The organism is Caulobacter sp. HJHS_5 (assembly GCF_056683955.1).
In genome coordinates, this window is sequence record NZ_JBWZNC010000005.1 from 363,210 (window position 1) to 380,490 (window position 17,281).

A 17,281-nucleotide genomic window follows, 5' to 3' on the forward strand; every position below is an offset into this window, starting at 1 on the left:
CGCCGCGTTAACCACGTTTGCCCCAAGTCTCCACGGTCCATTCTCGCCCTGGGGGGCCCTGATGACCGTAGTTTCGCCTGACGCCTTCGCCGAGGCGCGCGCCCTCTTGATCGGTGGTCGGGTCGCCGCCGCCCTCGCCGCCTTCCGCGCCCTGGTCGACAGCCATCCCAACGCGCCGAACCTGCGCTACTGGCTGGGCTCGGCCCTGGCCGCCAACGGCGACGACGCCGCCGCGGTCGACGCCTGGTCCACCGCCCGCATCTTCCACAGCCTGGCGCTGATGCGCGACCTCGGCGTCGACATGGACGCCATGGCCGGCAATCCAGCCTACGCCGCCGAAGTCGGCCGCCAATTGATGGGTCAGGGGCTGCCCGGCGTCGCCGCCAGCGCCCTGGCCAAGGCGTCGGAAAGCGCCGTCAGCGCCGACGCCCTCACCGACTACGGCCTCGCGCTCGCCGGCCTCGGCGAGCTGGCCGGCGCCTTCGAAGCCCTGCAGTCGGCCGCCATGCTGCAGCCCGGCCCCGCCAGCCAGGCCTGCCTGATCGCGCTTGGCGCCTTCCTGCCCGATGGCGGCGCCGACCGCGCCGCCGCCGCCCATGCCTGGAGCGCGACCTACGCCCCTCGCGTCACCGCCCCGCCGGTCGCCGAGCCGCTCGGCCGCCCGCTCCGTGTCGGCTACCTCGCCTCCAGCTTCCATTCCGAGTCGCTGCAGCGTCACGCCCTGCCGGCCATCGCCAACCACGATCCGGCGGTCGTCCATCCGATCCTCTATCTCGCCGATGGTCGCGGCGCCCCGGCGGACGAGCAGATTCGTCCGCTCGACGGCCTCGACGATCACGCCGCCGCCGAAGGGCTCCGCGCCGACAACCTCGACATCCTGGTCGACATGGCCGGCCACGGCCCGGGCGGCCGCCTCGGCGTCCTGGCCCTGCGCCCCGCCCCCATCCAGATCGCCTGGTCGCGCGACCCCTACACCACCGGCCTGACGGCCATCGACCACCTGCTGCAGGCCGACGGCGTCGCCGACGCCGCCAGCAACGCCCTGTTCGCCGAAGCGCCCCTGGCCATCGGCCCGGTCGCCGCCCCCTACCGTCCCGAGACCGAAGTCGCCGGCGAGGCGACCCCCGCCCTCGCCAAGGGCCACGCTACGTTCGGCTTCTTCGGCGCCCCGGCCTGGCTGGCCGACAGCACCGTCGCCCTGTGGTCGCGCCTGCTGGTCGCCCGGCCGGACGCCCGCCTGATCCTCAAGCACGCCCTGTTCGACGATCCGGTGGTCCAGCGCCAGACCGGCGCCCGCTTCGCCACCCAGGGCGTCGCGCCCGAGCGCATCGAGTTCCGCGGCCAGACCAGCGGCGCCTTCCATGACGCAGAGTTCGCCGATGTCGACATCGGCCTCCTGCCCGCCGCGTGCGTCGAGGCCGCGCCGCTGCTGGAGATGCTGGCCCACGGCGTGCCCGTGCTGGCGGTGGACGGCGGCGACTTCCAGTCCCGCGTCGCGACCTACCCCCTGCGCGCCTGCGGCCTCGACGGCCTGATCAGCCACCGCGACGACGCCATGATCGGCGTCGCCCTGCGCCTGGCCGAGAACGTCGCCATGCTCGACAAGCTTCGCCGCGAAACCCTGGCGGCCTTCCGCGCCTCACCGTTCCGCGATGAAGCCGGCTTCGCCCGCCGCCTGGAAGCCGCCTATGCCGCCATGATCGAAGCCCGCACCGAGCGCGCCGCGGCGGCGGCCTGAGGCCTCGTCGCCCAACGTGGTTAACGCCGCCTTCACCGGGCGGCTTCAGCTTGCGGGCATGAGCGCCCTCGCCCTTCTCGACACCGCCCGCGACGCCGTCATCGCCGGCGACAGCGATACCGCGACGGCGCTGCTGCAGGCGCTGGTGAGCGAGGCGCCGCAACTGCACGACGCGCGCTACGGCCTGGCGTCCGCCCTCTTCGCCTCCGGCCGGTTCGACGCGGCCGCCGCGACGATGGACGACGCGCGCCTGCTTCATGCCGCCGCCATCATGCGCGCCAACGGCGTCGACTTGGCGCGCTGCCGCGCCGACGCGGTCTACGCCGCGACCATCGGCTCCAAGTTCTACGCCGCCAAGCACGTCGCGGTCGCCTCGGTCGCCTTCAGCCTCGCCGTCTCGGCCGGCTACACCGACAAGCCCGGCCTCCTGACCTATGGCCTGTCGCTGCAGCATCAGGGCCGCGCCGAGGAAGCCGCCCAGGTCTTCGCCGCCGTCACCGAGATGTATCCCTCGGCCGCGACCCACCAGTTCCTGCTGTTTTCCCTGTTCGCCTGCGACAACGGCGTCGAACGCCACGCCGCCGAGGCGCGCCGCTGGGGCGAACTCTACGGCCGGTCCAGCGAGCCCGCCCCCCGCCTCCAGCCGCTCGGCGGGCGCCGCATCCGCATCGGCTACGTCGCCCCCTCCTTCTACGGCAGCCAGGTCCGCCAGTTCCTCGAGCCGGTGCTGGAAGGCCATGACCGCGCCGCCTTCGAGGTCTTCGCCTACGCCGCCAAGGACGAGGCCGACCGCTGCCCGCCGGGCGTGGTCGCCCGCGCCATCGGCCACCTGCCCGACAGCCAGGCCGCCGCCCTGATCCGCGACGACGGGATCGACATCCTGATCGACTGCTGGGGCCACAACGCCGGCAGCCGCCTCACCTTGTTCGCGCGCCGCCCGGCGCCGATCCAGGTCAGCTGGCTGAACTACCAGCAGACCACCGGCGCCCCGGCCATCGACTACGTGATGTGCGCCGACAGCGTCGATCAGCCGGGCATGGACGCCCTGTTCACCGAAAAGATCGTCCGCCTCGGCGTCACCTCCGCCCCGTTCCGCCCGGACGCCGCCGGGGCCAGCCCAGCCCCGGCTCTGCGCAACGGCCACGTCACCTTCGGCAGTTTCCTGAACCCCACCAAGCTGACCGCCGAAACCATCGCCGGCTGGGCGCGCGTTCTCATCGGCCGGCCCGACTCGAAGCTGGTGCTCAAGTACGGCTATTTCGCCGATCCGGTGCTGCGGTCGGTCACCGCCGCCCGCTTCGCCGGCCACGGGGTCGATCCCCGCCGCATCGAGTTCCGCGGCCACACCACCGGCGACGCCTACGAGGCCGAATTCGCCGACATCGACCTGGCCCTCGACGCCTCCCCCTGCCCCGGCGGCACCACGACGCTGGAAGCGCTGAGCCGCGGCGTGCCGGTGCTCTACCTGGCCGGCCCGACCTACTATTCGCGTATCGGCATGCAGATCGTCGCCGGCGCCGGCCTGCCCGATCTGGTCGCCGAGGGTTGGGACGACTATGTGGCGCGCGCCGTCCGCCTGACCGAGAGCCCCGAGGCGCTGCAAGCGCTGCGCGACCGGGCGCGGGAAGGCTTCGCCGCCGCCATCTATCGCGACGAGCCGGCGGTGATCGGGCGTCTCGAAGACGCCTATCGCGAGATGGTCCGGCGCAGCCTTTAGCGCGGCGTGAGGCCGTCGAGGACCGACCACAGGCGGCGCACCCGCGCTTCCGATTGAGCGAAGAACCGGCCCGGCTTGGCCATGTCGTAAAGCGAGCTCACCCGGGCGCAGATCGCGTGATCTTCTTCGAAAACCTGCCGATTCACCCGTGCGGACGAGTCGAAGAAAGCGCCGAGCGCGGCATCCGCTCCCGGCTTGGTCTTCGACGCCAACAGACGGCTGGTGAACCAGCTGCGGTTCGCCTCGGGCGCGGGGAAGAAGGTCTGCAAGGCATAGGAATAGCCGAAGGTCGAAGAGACCATGGCGAAGGGAAAGACGTGGATCGTCCAGTAGCCGTCATAGGCATGGTCGATGTCGAAGAAGCGCCGCATGCGCTCCAACCCCTTGCGGCTTCGTTCGTCGCCGATCCGCGCGGTGTAGATCGCGTTGGCCGCCGCATAGCTGGTTTCGTCGTCGATCAGGCCCAGGGGCGCCAGGGTCTCGGGGTGGATCGGATTGACGTGGTAGCCCTCGAGCGCGTTCTCGACCGCCACCCTCCAGTCGGACCTCCACTCGAAGGCGTTGAAGTCCCGCCGCCTAGCGATCTGCCGTGAGACGGCGGCCAAGGGCTCCGACGCGCCCGCAAGCTGCTCCGCCAGCGACTGCTCGGGGTCCAGGGCCGCGAACAGGAAGTCCCCGCACCAGTCGGTCCGGTAGGTGTTCAGCCGGGCGGAGGCGATCTCGGCCGCATCGAAAGTCTGTTTCAGGGGGATGCGCAGCTCGCCGCCGCGAAAGCCCCAGCCATGGTAGGGGCAGGCGATGCGCCCGTTGCCGGCGTCCTCGATAAAGTAGCGCGCGCCGCGATGCGGGCAGAGATTGTCGAACGCGACGACCGTCTCCTGGTCGTTGAACAGCACCAGTTCGCCGAGCGGCCAGTCGAGGCGCAGGTAGTCTCCGGCCTCGGCCAGTTCGCTGCGGTGGGCGACGAGGTGCCAGAACCCGTGCGTCAGGCGCTTCGCCAGCGCATCCATGGTCAGAGGCGCCGCGCCGGCGCGGCGTAGTAGGTCGATCCGGCCGGCGCATTGCGCACGATCACCGCGCCCGCGCCGATGGTGCAGTCGTCGCCGACGCTGACACCCGGCAGCACCCGCGCGCCGGAGCCGATGAAGGCCCTGGCGCCGACCTTCACGCCACCCGTCAGGTCGACGTAGCCGGACAGCGTCGAATAGTCGCCCACGGCGGCGTCGTGGCCGATCGAGGCGTAGGCGTTGAGGCCCACGAGAACGCCGGCCCTGGCGTCCGCCGAGACGTCGGCGAACGGGCCGATCACGCAGCCGCGCCCCAACTTCGCCGAGGCCGACACCCAGGCCGTCGGGTGAACCAGGGTCTCGAAGGCGTCTGTCCCCAGCGCCGAGGCCACCGCCGCCTTGCCGGCCGGATCGCCGATCGCCATCACCAGCCGCCACGAAGGATCGAGCTTGGCGCCGTTGATCGCGCCCAGTTGCGGCAGGTCGCGCCCATAGGCGGCCATCGGCTGATCATTGTCGTCGAGGTAGCCGATGAAACGCCCGCCCTGCTCGGCAAGGCCGGGGGCGAACCAGTCGTGCAGCTCCCGCCCGAAGGCGCCGCCCCCCACCAGAACGTAATCGGTCATGGCGTCCTCCCTTGTCCGTTGTCAGCTCGCCAGATAGCCGCCGTCCACAGCCATGGTCGTCCCGGTGATCCAGCGCGCGGCTGGCGACAGCAGGAAGACCACGGCGTCGGCCACATCCTGCGGCCGGCCGAAGCCCAGCAGATGCTGCGCCGCGTAGGCGTCGATGGCGTCCTGGCTCAGGGTGCGCGTGAGGCGCGCGTGCATCTCGGTCTCGATGCCGCCGCCGGCGATGGCGTTGACCCGCACGGACTTGGCGGCCAGCTCGCAGGCCAGCGAGCGGGTGAGCCCCTCCACCGCCGCCTTGGCCGCCGAATAGGCGACCATCCCCGGCCGCCCGCGATGCGCCGCCGACGACGACATGAACACGATCGAGGCCCCCGGCTTCATCACCTCGCTTCTGGACGCCGCCCGCGCGACGCCCAGCGCGCCGTCGAGCGCCGCCCCGAGCACCTGGTCGAGATGCTTCTGCTTCACCAGCCGCATCGGCAGCACCAGTTCGGCGCCGGCCGCGTGGAACACGCCGTCGAGTCCGCCGGCCTCCGCCGCCGCCTCGGCCACCAGCGCCGCCGCCTGGTCGGCGTCGTCCAGCGGCGCCGCGATCGCGCGATGCCCCTCGCCCGCCAGGCTCGCCACGGTCTCGTCGAGCCGCCCCTGGTCCCGCCCGCTGGCGATCACCCGCCCGCCGCACGCCGCCACCGCGATGGACGCCGCCCGGCCGAGCCCCGAGGACGCGCCGGTGATCAGAACGGTTCGCCCGGCCAGGGCGTCGGCGGCGAAGCTGCTCATGCCTCGATGGTCTCCGCCACGGCGAGCGGCGCCGTCTCGATCAGCGCCGCGCCCCAGGAAAAGCCGACCCCGAACCCGACCAGCATCAGTCGGCTCGGCGCCTCGGTGATCCGCGTCGCCAGGTCGGTGGTCAGCAGCAGCGGGATCGTCGCCGACGAGGTGTTGCCGAAGCGCTCGATGTTGATCGGCACGCGTTCCTCGCCCGCCCCGATCTTCTTGGCGAGATGGCGCAGCATGAAACGGTTGGCCTGGTGCAGGGCGTAGGCGTCGACGTCCACCGGCGCCAGGCCGGCGTCCTCCAGCGTCTCGCGCACCAGCTTGGGCACGGCTTTCAGCGTGAAGGTGAAGACCTCGGCGCCGTCCATGTAGAGGCGCGAAGGATCGAACTCGGCGCTCCACCGCGCGTCGGTCTCCCCGGTGCGATAGGCGCCTTCCGGCACGATCAGGTGTCGTGCGCCGGCCCCGTCGGAGCCGAGACGGAAATACATCGGCCTGGCGTCGGCGTCCGCCTCAAGGCCGCTGGCCGAGCCGCCGTCTCCGAACAGGATCGCGGTGGAGCGGTCGGCCTGGTCGACCAGTCGCGATGAGGTGTCGCCGGCCAGGAGCAGCACCCGCTTCAGGCCCGAACGGATCAGGGTGGCGGCCAGCCACAGACCGTAGGTGTAGCCGGAACAGCCAAGCCCGACATCGAAGGCCTGGGCGTGCGGCGAGAGACCCAGGCGGCCGTGCAGCGAGCAGGCCGTGGCCGGCAGGCGGTAGTCCGGCGTCTGCGAAACGAAGATCAGTCCGTCGACGCTCTCGCGAGTCCAGCCGAGCCGGTCGAGCAGCGCCTCGGCCGCCGCGAAGCAGAGATCCGCCGTGGTCTGGTGCGGCTCGGCGATACGGCGCTGTTCGACGCCGATCATCTTGACCACGTCGGAGACAGCGGCCTCGCCGAAGCGTTCGATGAAGGCCGTGTTGTCGACCACGCGCCGGGGGGCGGCGGATACGACGCCGCGCAACGCCACGCCCGCAATGGCGTAGCCGCCCGGTGGCCGCTCGGTCGTCATCCCTTGGCCTTGGCGATCAGGGCCTCGATATCGGCCACGGTGGCGCATTTTCCCAGCGACGCGCCATCGATCATCTCGCCGTGCACCTCGTCGATCAGGGCGATGGTCGAGACGATGGCCAGGGAATCCCAGTTGTGGGCGGTCAGGTCGAAGTCCGGGCCGACGTCGCTTTCGGGGATTTCGAAGATTTCGGCCAAGCCCGCGTAGAGGTCGCTCATCGTCCGCCCAGCCCTGTCAAATCCGAACGCATGCGGCGGCCCACGAATAGCCGACGCCGAAGCCCACGAGTACAGCGAGTCGCGCGCCGCTCCCCGCGTCGAGGCGACGCTCCAGGGCGAGGGGGATGCTGGACGAGACGGTGTTGCCGACCCGCTCCAGTTCGACCAGCCAGCGCTCCGACGCGACCCCCAGCTTGCGGCGCAGGCGCTCCAGCATGAAGGCGTTGGCCTGGTGCGGCGCGAAGAGATCGACCTCGCCCTTGTCGATCCCCGCCTTGGCCAGCACCGCCTCCACCGCCGCCGGCACGCTGGCCAGGGTGAAGGCCATGATCTCGGCCCCGTTCATGTAGAGGTCGTCCGCCGTCCGCACATTGCCGGACCCGTCCTCGACCTCGACGGCGCTCGCCGCGTCGCGGGCGCGCCGGAAGCCGCCGGTCGGCACGATCAGGTTCCGGGCGCCGCGTCCGTCCGACCCGAACACGAAGGGACCGATGGCCGGCGCGTCGCCCTCCGCGGCCTCGATCAGGGTGGCGCAGGCGCCGTCGCCGAACAGGGTGCGCACGCTCTTGTCACCCGGATGGATCAGCTTCGAATAGGTGTCGGCCGTCAGCAGCAGCACCCGACCGGCCTGCCCCGTTTCGATCAGGCCCTTGGCCAGCGACAGGCCGTAGACGAAGCCCGAGCAGCCGAGATTGAAGTCCAGCGCCCCGCAATGGGTCGGCAGGCCGAGCCGATCCTGCAGCAGACAGGCCGTCGTCGGCAGGATGTAGTCGGGCGTCTGGGTGCAGAACAGCAGGAAGTCGATGGAGGCCGGATCGATCCCGCGCTCCTCGAACAGCCGCCGCGCGGCCGCGTGGGCGAGGTCGGCCGCCGTCTCGTCCGGCGCGGCGATACGGCGCTCGGCGATGCCGGTCTTTTCCAGAATCTTCCCGGCGGTCCAGCCGGGATAGAGGGCCGCGAGGGCGTGGTTGTCGAGCCGCTGCTCCGGCAGCCAGCCGGCGATGGCGGCGATCTTGGCGATACGCATCGCGGCCTCCCTCTCGCCGACAGACCTAGAGCGCTTCGGCCCCGGACGAAATCTCCGGCCGCCGCGTCCGCGGATCGGACTTCCAGTAGTCCAGGAAGCCGGCCTTGAAGCACAGCGGCTCGAGTCCTTCCGCGTTGTGGGCGGCCGCCCCGCGCTCGATCTCGCCCGGATCGGCGCGGAACCAGACCCAAAGGCTGGCGGCCGGGCTGTAGACCGACGCGCGATACCCCCAGTCGTCGAACAGCCGGGTCATGGCGGCGTTGGTGAAGAACGCGCAGTGCGGAGGCTGCAGGTAAAACCAGTTCGGATCCCGCGGCACGGTCTCGGCCACCAGGGTGTGCAGCGCCATCGCCCCGCCCGGCGCGACCAGGGCGTTGATCGCATCCCAGTCCTCACGCCGCCTGATGTGTTCGAACACCGAGGTGGTCAGCACCAGGTCGAACCCCTCGGGCTTCAGACCCTCGGAGCCGAGGTAACCCGGCCCCGGCGGCATATAGGCGTCGTGCTTGAGCAGCCGCAGGCCCGATTGCGCCTCCACCAGGTCCGACAAGCCCCCGTCGCCACAGCCGTAATCCAGCCAGCGCCCCTCCCGGCTCAGCAAGCCGCTCGCCGCCAGGTCGCCCAGCATCTTCGCCTGGGCCGACATTCGCGACCGCCATTTGGGATCGAGCGGGTTGGACAACGTGCCCTGGTAACCGCCGTGGCAGGCGGCGTTCAGCGCCTCCCACGCCCCGGCCGTCATCTCGGCGTGGGTCCGCGAAATCACGAACCCGCAGTCGCCGCAGCGCCAGTAGTCGACGTCGGACAGGCCAAACTCATCAAACGTCTTGCTGAAATAGAACGCCGCCGGCCCGCCGCAGATCTCGCATCGCATCTCAGCCGCCCCGCACGGCGGCGGTCAGCGCCTCGGCCACCCGGGCTGCCTCGTCCTGCGTCATGTCCGCGAAGTACGGCAGGCCGATGGTGCGGCCCGCCAGGCGCTCGGTCACCGGCAGATCGGTCTGCGGCATGCCGATGAAGGCTCGCGCTCGGTGGCAGCCGAGCGCCCACCAGCGGCGGGTGTCGACGCCCGCTGCGCGGAGGCTCGCTTCCACGCGGTCGGCCGAACCCTGCGGCAGGCCGACGACGCAGGTCGAGGTTACCCATGACAGGCCCCAGCCCGGCTGGAACTCCACTTCAGGCACGTCGATCAGGGCCATCCGCAGCCACTGCGCCGCCGTGGCGTAGCGCAGCCGCGTGCCCGCCCAGCCGTCCAGCGAGGCGAGGCCGACGGCGGCGGCGTACTCGCTGAGCTTGGCGTTGGTCGCCGGGGCGCGCGCCTCGCGGTCGCCCGAGAAGCCGAACACGGTCAGGCAGCGCACCGCCTCGATCAGCTCCGGGTCCGGCCCGGCCAGCAGGCCGCCCTCGCCCACGCCCAGCGCCTTGGTGGCGTGCAGGCTGACCATCACCGGCACGGGCGCCGTGGTCGTCGCGTCGAAGGCGGCGGCCGCATCGGCCAGGATCGGCAGGCCGGTGGCGTCGCGGAACGCCGCCCAGGCGGCCAGGTCCATTGGCCGGCCGAAGGCCGAGACCGGCAGCACCGCCGAGATCGGCCCCGGCGCGTGGCGGCGCGCGGCCAGCACCGTCTCCGGCGCCAGCATCCAGGTCTCGGGGTCGACGTCGCAGAAGAACGGGGTCAACCCCGCCGCCAGCACGGCGTGGGCGGTGGCGACGAAGGTCCAGGAGGGCACGGCCACCAGGGCGCCGCGCCGCAGCTTCATGGCCATCAGCGCCATGGTCAGGGCCTGGGTGCCGTTGACGGCCGTGATCAGGGCGGGCGCGTCGGTGAAGCGCGCCTTCAGCCGCCGCTCGAAGTCGATCAGCAGCGGCCCGAAGTTCGAATACCAGCGCGCCTCGTCGATTCGCCGCAGGTAGGGCAGGAGTTCGTCGGCCACCGGCATCGTCGGGCGCGCCACCGGCAGCAGCCGAGGCGCGGTCAGGACGGGAGCGTGGGTCGCCCGGGCGGCGCTCGGAGGCATGGGGGCTGGAATCCGCAAGTCAGACAGCCCAGCAGACCACCGTCATGGTTAACCGAGCCTTAGGCATACCCGCGACGAAAGCGCTTGACCGCCGTTCGCCCAAAGGATAGTTCGCTCGCCTATCTAATTTCATAGTTAGCTAGCCTAACGAATTATAGCGATTTCATGACGGCTCCCGACCCCGAAGCGACCGAGCTGGCCGACCAGCTGATGTCCGCGATGTTCCGCCTCCTGCGGCGCCTCAAGCGCGAGGCGCCGCCGATGACGCTGAAGCCGATCGAGCTGATGGTGCTGTTCACCGTGCGCCACGCGCCCGGCATCGGCATGGCCGAGCTCGCCGCCCGCGAAGGCATCTCCAGCCCCACCATGAGCGCCCATGTGAAGCGCCTCGAGGCGGCCGGCATGCTGACCCGCGAGATCGGCGCCGAGGATCGCCGCCGCGTGACCCTGGCCCTCACGCCCCTCGCCCGTGAGACCCTGGAATCCACCGAGCAGCGCGGTAACGGCGTCATGGCCGCCTGCATCGCCGACCTGTCCGCCGAGGACCGCGAGGCCCTCGCCCGCGCCATCGCGCCGCTGCAACGGCTGGCCGGCGACGCGCCTTGCGTGAAAGAAGTTTCATGATCGCCCCCCTGGGAGACCCGCGTTCGCACGACTATTTTGCGCCGCAACGTAAAGCCGCGTTCGGGGGATCGATGACGCGCCGCACTGCCCTGCTCGTCGTCGCCGCCTCGGCCCTGACCCTGGCCGCCTGCGCCTCGCCGCGGAAGCCGGACCTCACCCTGCCGGCGGCCTTCGAGGCGCCCGCCGGAGGCCAGTCCGCCGCCGCGGTCAACCTCGATCGCTGGTGGGAAACCTTCGGCGACGCCCAGCTCGACAGCCTGATCGACACGGCCCTGGAGCGCAGCCCGGACGCCCGCACCGCCCTGGCGCAGCTGGAGCAGGCCCGCGCCGTCCGCGAAGGCCAGCGCGCCCAGCTCTACATTCCAAGCGGCGACATCGCGGGCTCGACCAGCCGTCGCAACACCACCATCCTCGAAGGCTCCCAGATCGACTTCCCCGGCTTCCGCAACAGCGGTAACGCCGACAGCCAGTCGCTGAACTTCGACGTCTCGTGGGAGCTCGACCTCTACGGCCGCCGCCGCGCCGCCAACCGCCGCGTGAACGGCGACTTCGCCGCCGCCCGCTTCGCCTACGAAGCCGCCCGCGCCAGCCTCGCGGCCAATGTGGCCCAGAGCTATTTCGAGGCCCGCGGCCTGGCCATCCAGCTGGAGGACGCGCGCGCCACCGCCGCCCTGCAGAAGCAGACCTACGACCTGGCCGACGCGCGCGGCAAACGCGGCCTCGTCGCCACCTCGGAAGGCGACCGCGTCGCCGGCGATCTGGCCCAGGCCGAGGCTCAGGCTGCCGCCCTCGAGGCGCAGCTGCAGGCGGCCAAGCGCACCCTGCTGATCCTCACCGGCCGGGGCGTCGAGCCGACCGCCAGCCTCGTCACCGAGCCCAACGTCGGCGTCGCGCCCGCCGTGCCGGCCACCGTGCCGGGCGACCTGCTCGAACGCCGTCCGGACGTGCGCCAGGCCCAGGCCAGGCTCGACGCCGCCGCCGGCAGCCTGCGCGTCGCCGAGCTCGCCCGCTTCCCCACCTTCACCCTGGCGCCCGGCATCGGCCTGTCGCGCAGCGAGCAGCCGGGCTTCAGCTCGACCACCCGCATCTGGACCCTGGCCGGCAGCCTGAAGGTGCCGGTGCTCGACCAGTTCCGCCTCGCCGCCGAGGTCAAGAACTACGACGCCCAGGCCGAGCAGGCCGTGATCGCCTACGAGAAGGCGGTGCAGACCGCCTATGGCGAGGCCGAGAACTCGCTCGTCCAGCTCTCCGCCGACCAGCGCCGCGTCGTTCTCCTGCGCGACGGCGAGGCCCGCGCCCGCCGCGCCTACGACGCCGGCCGCAAGGGCTACGACCTCGGCCTCACCGACCTTTCCACCCTGATCCAGTCCGAACAGGGCTGGCGCGCCGCCCGCTCCGCCTACACCGGAGCCCAGGTGCAGGCCCTGACCCGCGCCGTCCAAGCCTACAAGGCCCTGGGCGGCGGCTGGTCGCCCTCCAATCCCGCCTCCGAGACCGCCTCGCGATGAACAAGACGGCCACCATGCACAAAGCACCCCTGATCGCCGTGGGGCTGACCGCCGCCCTGCTCCTGCCCCTCGCCGCCTGCGGCAAGAAGGAGGAGGCCGACAAGCCCATCGCCGCCAACGCCGGCCGCTCGGTCACCGTGGTGAAGGTCGAGAACCGTTCGCTCGCCGCCGGGGTCACCGCCTCGGGCCTGCTCGCCGCGCGGGAGGAAGGCGCCGTCGGCTCCGAACTCTCCGGCTACCGTGTCGCCAGCGTCGCGGTGGAGGAAGGCGCCACGGTCCGCCAGGGCCAGGTCCTCGCCCAGCTCGACACCACTCTGCTGCGCGCCCAGATCGACCAGCAGGCGGCCGTCACCGCCCAGGCCCAGGCCGACGCCAAGCGCGTCGAAGGCCTCGATAACCAGGGCGTCCTCTCGCAGGAGGCCATCGAGACCCGCCGCTACCAGGCCAAGGCGCAGGAAGCCGCCCTGGCCGAGATGCGCACGCGCCTGTCGCGCATGACCATCACCGCCCCGTTCAACGGCGTGGTGATCGAGCGCACCGTCAACCCCGGCCAGATCTCGGGCGGCGGCACGACGGCCTGGTTCCGCATCGTCCGCGACGGCCTCGTCGAACTGCAGGCCGAACTCAATGAAACCGACCTGTCGACCATCCGCGTCGGCCAGACCGCGCAGGTCACCCTGCCGAGCGGCCAGGTCGTCTCCGGCCAGGTGCGCCTGATCAGCCCGCGCGTCGATCCGCAGACCAAGCTGGGCGTCGTCCGCGTCCGCCTGCCGGTCCGCGCCGACCTGCGCCCGGGCGGCTACGCCCGCGCCGCCTTCTTCGGCGGCGGCGGCAGCTATCCCTCCGTGCCGGAAACCGCCGTGCGCTACGACAGCGACGGCGCGGCGGTGATGACCGTCGATAACGCCGGCAAGGTCACCCGCGTCCCGGTGAAGACCGGCCGTCGCGGCGGCGGCTTCGTCGAACTGGTCGAAGGTCCGCCCGTCGGCGCCCGCGTGGTCAAGGCCGCCGGCGCCTTCGTCATCGAGGGCGACCGCGTGAAGGCGACCGAAGGATGAGCGACTCCTCCTCCAACCAGGCGCCCGCCGCGCCCCACGAGTCGGCCTTCGCCATCTCCGCCTGGGGCATCAAGAACCCCATCGCGGTGGGGGTGATCTTCATCGCCCTCATCCTGTTCGGCCTGGTCGCCTACACGCGCCTGCCGATCAAGCTGTTCCCCAACGTGACCTTCCCGGCCGTGACGGTGACCGTCACCCAGTCGGGGGCCGCGCCGGCGGAGATGGAGACCCAGATCACGCGTCCCATCGAGGACGCCCTGGCCAGCATCTCCAACATCGACTCGACCACCTCGACGGTGACCCAGGGCGTCTCGACGACCATGGTCAGCTTCGAGATCGGCACGGATCTGCAGGCCAAGACCGAGGAAGTCCGCTCCAAGGTCGCCCAGGCCCGCGCCCTGCTGCCGCGTGAAATCGACGAGCCGACCGTCCAGCGCGTCGAGATCGACAGCGCCCCGATCCTGACCTACGCGGTCTATGCCCCCGGCATGTCCGACGTCGACCTGTCGTGGTTCATCGACGACACCGTCACACGCGCCCTGCAAGGCGAAAAGGGCGTCGCCCAGGTCGCCCGCATCGGCGGCTCCAACCGCGAAATCAACGTGGTGCTCGACCCCGACCGCATGGCCGGCGTCGGCCTGACCGCGCCGGAGATCAACAACGCCGTCGCCAGCGTGGCGGTGGACGCCACCGGCGGCCGCGCGGCCATCGGCGGCCGCGAGCAGTCCCTGCGCATCCTCGGTTCGGTAAAAACGCTCGAGGCCCTGCGCGACCTGACCATCCCCATCGGCGGCGGCCGTTTCGTCAAGCTGACCGACGTGGCCGAGATCGGCGACGGCTCCAGCGAGGTGCGCGGCTTCGCCCGTCTCGACGGCGCCCCCGTGGTCGCCTTCCAGGTGATGAAGACTCGCGAGTCGAGCGACGTCCAGGTCGAGGACGCCTCGGTCAAGGCCATCGAGAAGCTCGAGAAGGAACACCCGGGCGTCAAGTTCACCCGGGTCATCTCCACCGTCGATGAGACCCGCGCCGCCTATGAAGCGACGCTGAAGAGCCTTGGCGAAGGCATGCTGCTGGCCTCGCTGGCCGTGCTGCTGTTCCTCCGCGACTGGCGCTCGACGGTGATCACCGCCCTGGCCATGCCGGTGTCGCTGATCCCCACCTTCGGCTTCATGCTGCTGTTCGGCTTCTCGTTGAACGTCGTCACCCTGCTGTCGCTCACCCTGGTGATCGGCATCCTCGTCGACGACGCCATCGTCGAGATTGAGAACATCGAAAAGCGCGTCAGTCGCGGCCAGCGGCCCTACCAGGCCGCCATGGAGGGGGCCGACGCCATCGGCCTCGCCGTGGTCGCCACCACCTTCTCGATCGTGGCGGTGTTCTTCCCGGTGTCGTTCCTCAGCGGCATCGTCGGCCAGTTCTTCAAGGAGTTCGGCATCACCGTCTCGGTGGCGGTGCTGATGTCGCTGGTCACGGCGCGTCTGCTGACGCCGCTGCTGGCGGCCTACTTCCTCAAGCCGTCGCACAACCCCAAGCCGCGTCCGGAGTTCAAGGGCTTCTATCCCAAGGCGCTCGAATGGGCGCTCGCCCACCGCATCGTCTCCTGCGTCCTCGGTGGCGTGGTGTTCGTCGGGGCCATCGTCCTGGCCGCCGTCGCGCTGCCGTCCGGCTTCCAGCCGCCGTCCAACGCCGACTACTTCTACGTCAAGATGCAGGGCCCGCCCGGGGCCACGGCCGACGAGATGGACGAGACCGTCCAGAAGGTCACCAAGGTCTTCCTCGACCGGCCTGAAACCGCCCACGTCTTCGCCCAGGTCGGCTCGACCTCCTCGGGCGGCTTCGGCGGCGGCGGCAGCTCTGGGCTCGGCGACGGCACCGTCACCGTGGTGCTGAAGCACGAGCGCGCCCTCAAGGTGCCGCAGATCAAGGCCGCCGCCCGCGAGGCCCTGCGCGCGGTGCCCGACGCCCGCCTCAACTTCCAGGGCGACAACGGCACGGCCGACCTCGTCGTGGTGCTCACCGGCGACGACGGCGAAAAGCTCGCCTTCGCCGCCGAGGAACTCGAGCGTCAGATGCGGACCGCCACCGACGTCATCGCCGATCCGCGTCCGGCCGCCGCGCCGGTCGGGCCGGAGCTGATCATCAGCCCACGCGTCGACGAAGCCGCGCGCCTCGGCGTCTCGGTGTCCAGCATCGCCTCGGTGGCCCGCGTGGCGACCCTCGGCGACATCGACGCCAATGTGGCCAAGTTCACCGTCGGCGAACGCCGGATCCCGATCCGCGTCCGCCTGCCGGCCGACGCCCGCTCCGACCTCGACCGCATCCGCAACCTGCAGGTGCCGACCGCCACCGGCGCGACCACCCTGCTCGGTTCGGTCGCCGACGTGTCGTTCGAGGCCGGCCCGGCCAAGATCGACCGCTACGACCGCAAGCGTCAGATCACCGTCGAGGCCGACCTGGCCAACGGCGCTCAGCTCGGCCAGGGCCTGGCGGCGATCGACAGGCTGCCGATCATGCGCCAGATCAACGCCCAGACGCCGCAGACCACGCCCGGCGCCGGCAAGCCCGCCATGCAGGGCCAGCCCGACCCGCGCGCCGTCGGGGTCAGCACGGCCCAGACCGGCGATGTGGAGGCCTTCACCGACCTCTTCACCAACATGATCATCGCCGCCGTCGCCGGCATCCTGATGATCTACGGCGTGCTGGTGATGCTGTTTAAGAGCGTCTTCAAGCCGGCGGTGATCATCAGCGCCCTGCCCACCGCCATCAGCGGCGCGGTCCTGGCCCTGATCGCCACCCGCCTGTCGATCAGCCTGCCGTCGATGATCGGCTTCCTGATGCTGCTGGGCCTCGCCGCCAAGAACTCGATCCTGCTGGTCGAATACGCCATCGAGCGCGAGCGCGAGGGCATGACCCAGCACGACGCGATCATCGAGGCCTGTCGCGAACGGGCCCGCCCGATCGTCATGACCAGCCTGGCGATGATGGCCGGCATGTTGCCCACCGCCCTCGGCCTCGAAGCCGGGTCGGAATTCCGCCAGCCCATGGCGGTGGCGGTGATCGGCGGCCTCATCACCTCGACGGTGCTGTCCCTGGTGGTCGTGCCGGTGGTCTACGAGATCGTCGACGACTTCGAGCGCTGGCTCGGGCCGAAGTTCAAGCGCTTCGTCACCCCGCGCGAGGAGCCCGACGGCTCACAGCCGGCCCACGCCAGGGGCCACTAGCCCGCGCCCCTTCAGGGCTCGACAGCGAGGACGGCCAGACGCTGGCCGTCCTCGTTTGCGTTTTCGATGAACCGCCAGCCCTGCCGCTCGAACAGCGCCCTGCCATTCGCGGTGGCGGCGAACAGCGGCCCAAGGCCTCGTCGCCCGGCCTCGAGGACGAGCGCCGCGATCAGCCTCCCGGCGATCCCCTTCCCCCTATGACCCGGCGCGACCCAAAGCCCCGTCAGCCACGGCGACAGATGCGCCCGGCTGGCGATCGACGACGCGGTGAGCGCCGCCGTCCCGATCGCCCGACCGTCCTCGAACGCCACGACGCCGAACGGCATCGGCCCCGCCCCGGCCCGCTCCCGCAGATCCGCCTCGGCGTCTCCCGGTCCCTGCGGCCCGTACCAGTCGCCCCACTCCGCGCGATAGCCGGCGGCGAGGGCGGGAATGGCGTCGGGGCGGTCGGAGAGCTGGGCGATCATGAGGTTCTTATACCCCCGCAATCCACCCCTTCGTCATCCTGAGCAAGCCGCGCAAGCGGCTGTGTCGAAGGACGCACGGCGGCGGCGCCTGGCGTCCTTCGACTGCGCTGCGCGCGCTCAGGATGGGGTCGGTTGAGGCCAAGAAAAAGGCCCCCGAGGTTTCCCTCGGAGGCCCTGATCTTTCAGCCGTGAGGCTTAGGCGACTACTCGATGATCT

Annotated in this window: 15 protein-coding genes; 6 read left to right on the forward strand and 9 right to left on the reverse strand. The window is 71.2% G+C overall.

The genetic code is table 11. The features are described 5' to 3' along the window. Positions 1-61 precede the first annotated feature (61 nt). Together ACFLIT_RS12170 and ACFLIT_RS12175 are read left to right on the forward strand one after the other, a co-directional pair. Positions 62-1,738 (forward strand): O-linked N-acetylglucosamine transferase family protein, encoded by a 1,677-nt coding sequence (locus tag ACFLIT_RS12170; RefSeq protein WP_479911501.1) that lies wholly within the window; start codon positions 62-64, stop codon positions 1,736-1,738. A gap of 58 nt (positions 1,739-1,796) precedes the next feature. Continuing rightward, positions 1,797-3,455 carry an O-linked N-acetylglucosamine transferase, SPINDLY family protein gene (locus ACFLIT_RS12175; protein WP_479911502.1) on the forward strand — a complete coding sequence of 553 codons (1,659 nt, stop codon included), beginning with the start codon at positions 1,797-1,799 and terminating at the stop codon, positions 3,453-3,455. Here the strand turns inward: ACFLIT_RS12175 and ACFLIT_RS12180 are convergent. From ACFLIT_RS12180 to ACFLIT_RS12215, 8 genes are read right to left on the reverse strand one after another with little or no spacing between them, the layout of a single operon-like run. Beyond that, positions 3,452-4,465 (reverse strand): aromatic ring-hydroxylating oxygenase subunit alpha, encoded by a 1,014-nt coding sequence (locus ACFLIT_RS12180; RefSeq protein WP_479911503.1) that lies wholly within the window; start codon positions 4,463-4,465, stop codon positions 3,452-3,454. The two genes, ACFLIT_RS12175 and ACFLIT_RS12180, sit on opposite strands and share 4 nt — an antisense overlap. A 2-nt stretch (positions 4,466-4,467) precedes the next feature. Beyond that, positions 4,468-5,088 carry a NeuD/PglB/VioB family sugar acetyltransferase gene (locus tag ACFLIT_RS12185; protein WP_479911504.1) on the reverse strand — a complete coding sequence of 207 codons (621 nt, stop codon included), beginning with the start codon at positions 5,086-5,088 and terminating at the stop codon, positions 4,468-4,470. Positions 5,089-5,109: 21 nt separating this feature from the next. Next, positions 5,110-5,874 (reverse strand): SDR family NAD(P)-dependent oxidoreductase, encoded by a 765-nt coding sequence (locus tag ACFLIT_RS12190; RefSeq protein ID WP_479911505.1) that lies wholly within the window; start codon positions 5,872-5,874, stop codon positions 5,110-5,112. Continuing rightward, entirely contained in the window at positions 5,871-6,923 is a 1,053-nt protein-coding gene (locus ACFLIT_RS12195) for a 3-oxoacyl-ACP synthase III family protein (protein ID WP_479911506.1), read from the reverse strand. The genes ACFLIT_RS12190 and ACFLIT_RS12195 overlap by 4 nt, the downstream gene beginning before the upstream one ends. Continuing rightward, positions 6,920-7,141, reverse strand: a complete 222-nt coding sequence (locus ACFLIT_RS12200; protein ID WP_479911507.1) for an acyl carrier protein — start codon at positions 7,139-7,141, stop codon at positions 6,920-6,922. The genes ACFLIT_RS12195 and ACFLIT_RS12200 overlap by 4 nt, the downstream gene beginning before the upstream one ends. A gap of 16 nt (positions 7,142-7,157) precedes the next feature. Then, the gene (locus ACFLIT_RS12205; protein ID WP_479911508.1) at positions 7,158-8,168 is read right to left on the reverse strand and encodes a ketoacyl-ACP synthase III; all 1,011 of its coding nucleotides are present in this window, start codon (positions 8,166-8,168) and stop codon (positions 7,158-7,160) included. A 25-nt stretch (positions 8,169-8,193) separates the two neighbouring features. After that, entirely contained in the window at positions 8,194-9,042 is an 849-nt protein-coding gene (locus tag ACFLIT_RS12210) for a class I SAM-dependent methyltransferase (protein ID WP_479911509.1), read from the reverse strand. A gap of 1 nt (position 9,043) precedes the next feature. After that, positions 9,044-10,186, reverse strand: coding sequence for a DegT/DnrJ/EryC1/StrS family aminotransferase (locus tag ACFLIT_RS12215; RefSeq protein ID WP_479911510.1), 1,143 nt, complete (start codon positions 10,184-10,186; stop codon positions 9,044-9,046). 165 nt (positions 10,187-10,351) lie between these two features. On the opposite strand from ACFLIT_RS12215, the gene ACFLIT_RS12220 reads away from it, so the two are divergent. The 4 genes from ACFLIT_RS12220 to ACFLIT_RS12235 all read left to right on the forward strand — a co-directional run bounded on the left by ACFLIT_RS12220 (position 10,352) and on the right by ACFLIT_RS12235 (position 16,597). Beyond that, the gene (locus ACFLIT_RS12220; RefSeq protein ID WP_479911511.1) at positions 10,352-10,810 is read left to right on the forward strand and encodes a MarR family winged helix-turn-helix transcriptional regulator; all 459 of its coding nucleotides are present in this window, start codon (positions 10,352-10,354) and stop codon (positions 10,808-10,810) included. Between the two features lie 71 nt (positions 10,811-10,881). Continuing rightward, entirely contained in the window at positions 10,882-12,318 is a 1,437-nt protein-coding gene (locus tag ACFLIT_RS12225) for an efflux transporter outer membrane subunit (protein ID WP_479911512.1), read from the forward strand. A gap of 14 nt (positions 12,319-12,332) precedes the next feature. Beyond that, positions 12,333-13,376 (forward strand): efflux RND transporter periplasmic adaptor subunit, encoded by a 1,044-nt coding sequence (locus ACFLIT_RS12230; RefSeq protein WP_479911513.1) that lies wholly within the window; start codon positions 12,333-12,335, stop codon positions 13,374-13,376. Further along, positions 13,373-16,597 carry an efflux RND transporter permease subunit gene (locus tag ACFLIT_RS12235; protein WP_479911514.1) on the forward strand — a complete coding sequence of 1,075 codons (3,225 nt, stop codon included), beginning with the start codon at positions 13,373-13,375 and terminating at the stop codon, positions 16,595-16,597. Before ACFLIT_RS12230 ends, ACFLIT_RS12235 begins: the two co-directional genes overlap by 4 nt. 11 nt (positions 16,598-16,608) lie before the next feature. Here the strand turns inward: ACFLIT_RS12235 and ACFLIT_RS12240 are convergent, their stop codons facing one another. Next, a complete protein-coding gene (locus ACFLIT_RS12240; protein WP_479911515.1) occupies positions 16,609-17,064 on the reverse strand; it encodes a GNAT family N-acetyltransferase in 456 nt (151 codons plus the stop codon). Positions 17,065-17,281 lie beyond the last annotated feature (217 nt).

Excerpts from the sequence above, each read along its gene's own strand:
- ACFLIT_RS12235 (WP_479911514.1), top strand. The coding sequence starts at position 13,373 with ATGAGCGACTCCTCCTCCAACCAGGCGCCCGCCGCGCCCCACGAGTCG.
- ACFLIT_RS12210 (WP_479911509.1), bottom strand. The coding sequence starts at position 9,042 with ATGCGATGCGAGATCTGCGGCGGGCCGGCGGCGTTCTATTTCAGCAAG.
- ACFLIT_RS12185 (WP_479911504.1), bottom strand. The coding sequence starts at position 5,088 with ATGACCGATTACGTTCTGGTGGGGGGCGGCGCCTTCGGGCGGGAGCTG.
- ACFLIT_RS12180 (WP_479911503.1), bottom strand. The coding sequence starts at position 4,465 with ATGGATGCGCTGGCGAAGCGCCTGACGCACGGGTTCTGGCACCTCGTC.
- ACFLIT_RS12205 (WP_479911508.1), bottom strand. The coding sequence starts at position 8,168 with ATGCGTATCGCCAAGATCGCCGCCATCGCCGGCTGGCTGCCGGAGCAG.
- ACFLIT_RS12240 (WP_479911515.1), bottom strand. The coding sequence starts at position 17,064 with ATGATCGCCCAGCTCTCCGACCGCCCCGACGCCATTCCCGCCCTCGCC.
- ACFLIT_RS12200 (WP_479911507.1), bottom strand. The coding sequence starts at position 7,141 with ATGAGCGACCTCTACGCGGGCTTGGCCGAAATCTTCGAAATCCCCGAA.
- ACFLIT_RS12195 (WP_479911506.1), bottom strand. The coding sequence starts at position 6,923 with ATGACGACCGAGCGGCCACCGGGCGGCTACGCCATTGCGGGCGTGGCG.
- ACFLIT_RS12190 (WP_479911505.1), bottom strand. The coding sequence starts at position 5,874 with ATGAGCAGCTTCGCCGCCGACGCCCTGGCCGGGCGAACCGTTCTGATC.
- ACFLIT_RS12175 (WP_479911502.1), top strand. The coding sequence starts at position 1,797 with ATGAGCGCCCTCGCCCTTCTCGACACCGCCCGCGACGCCGTCATCGCC.
- ACFLIT_RS12220 (WP_479911511.1), top strand. The coding sequence starts at position 10,352 with ATGACGGCTCCCGACCCCGAAGCGACCGAGCTGGCCGACCAGCTGATG.
- ACFLIT_RS12230 (WP_479911513.1), top strand. The coding sequence starts at position 12,333 with ATGCACAAAGCACCCCTGATCGCCGTGGGGCTGACCGCCGCCCTGCTC.
- ACFLIT_RS12215 (WP_479911510.1), bottom strand. The coding sequence starts at position 10,186 with ATGCCTCCGAGCGCCGCCCGGGCGACCCACGCTCCCGTCCTGACCGCG.
- ACFLIT_RS12170 (WP_479911501.1), top strand. The coding sequence starts at position 62 with ATGACCGTAGTTTCGCCTGACGCCTTCGCCGAGGCGCGCGCCCTCTTG.
- ACFLIT_RS12225 (WP_479911512.1), top strand. The coding sequence starts at position 10,882 with ATGACGCGCCGCACTGCCCTGCTCGTCGTCGCCGCCTCGGCCCTGACC.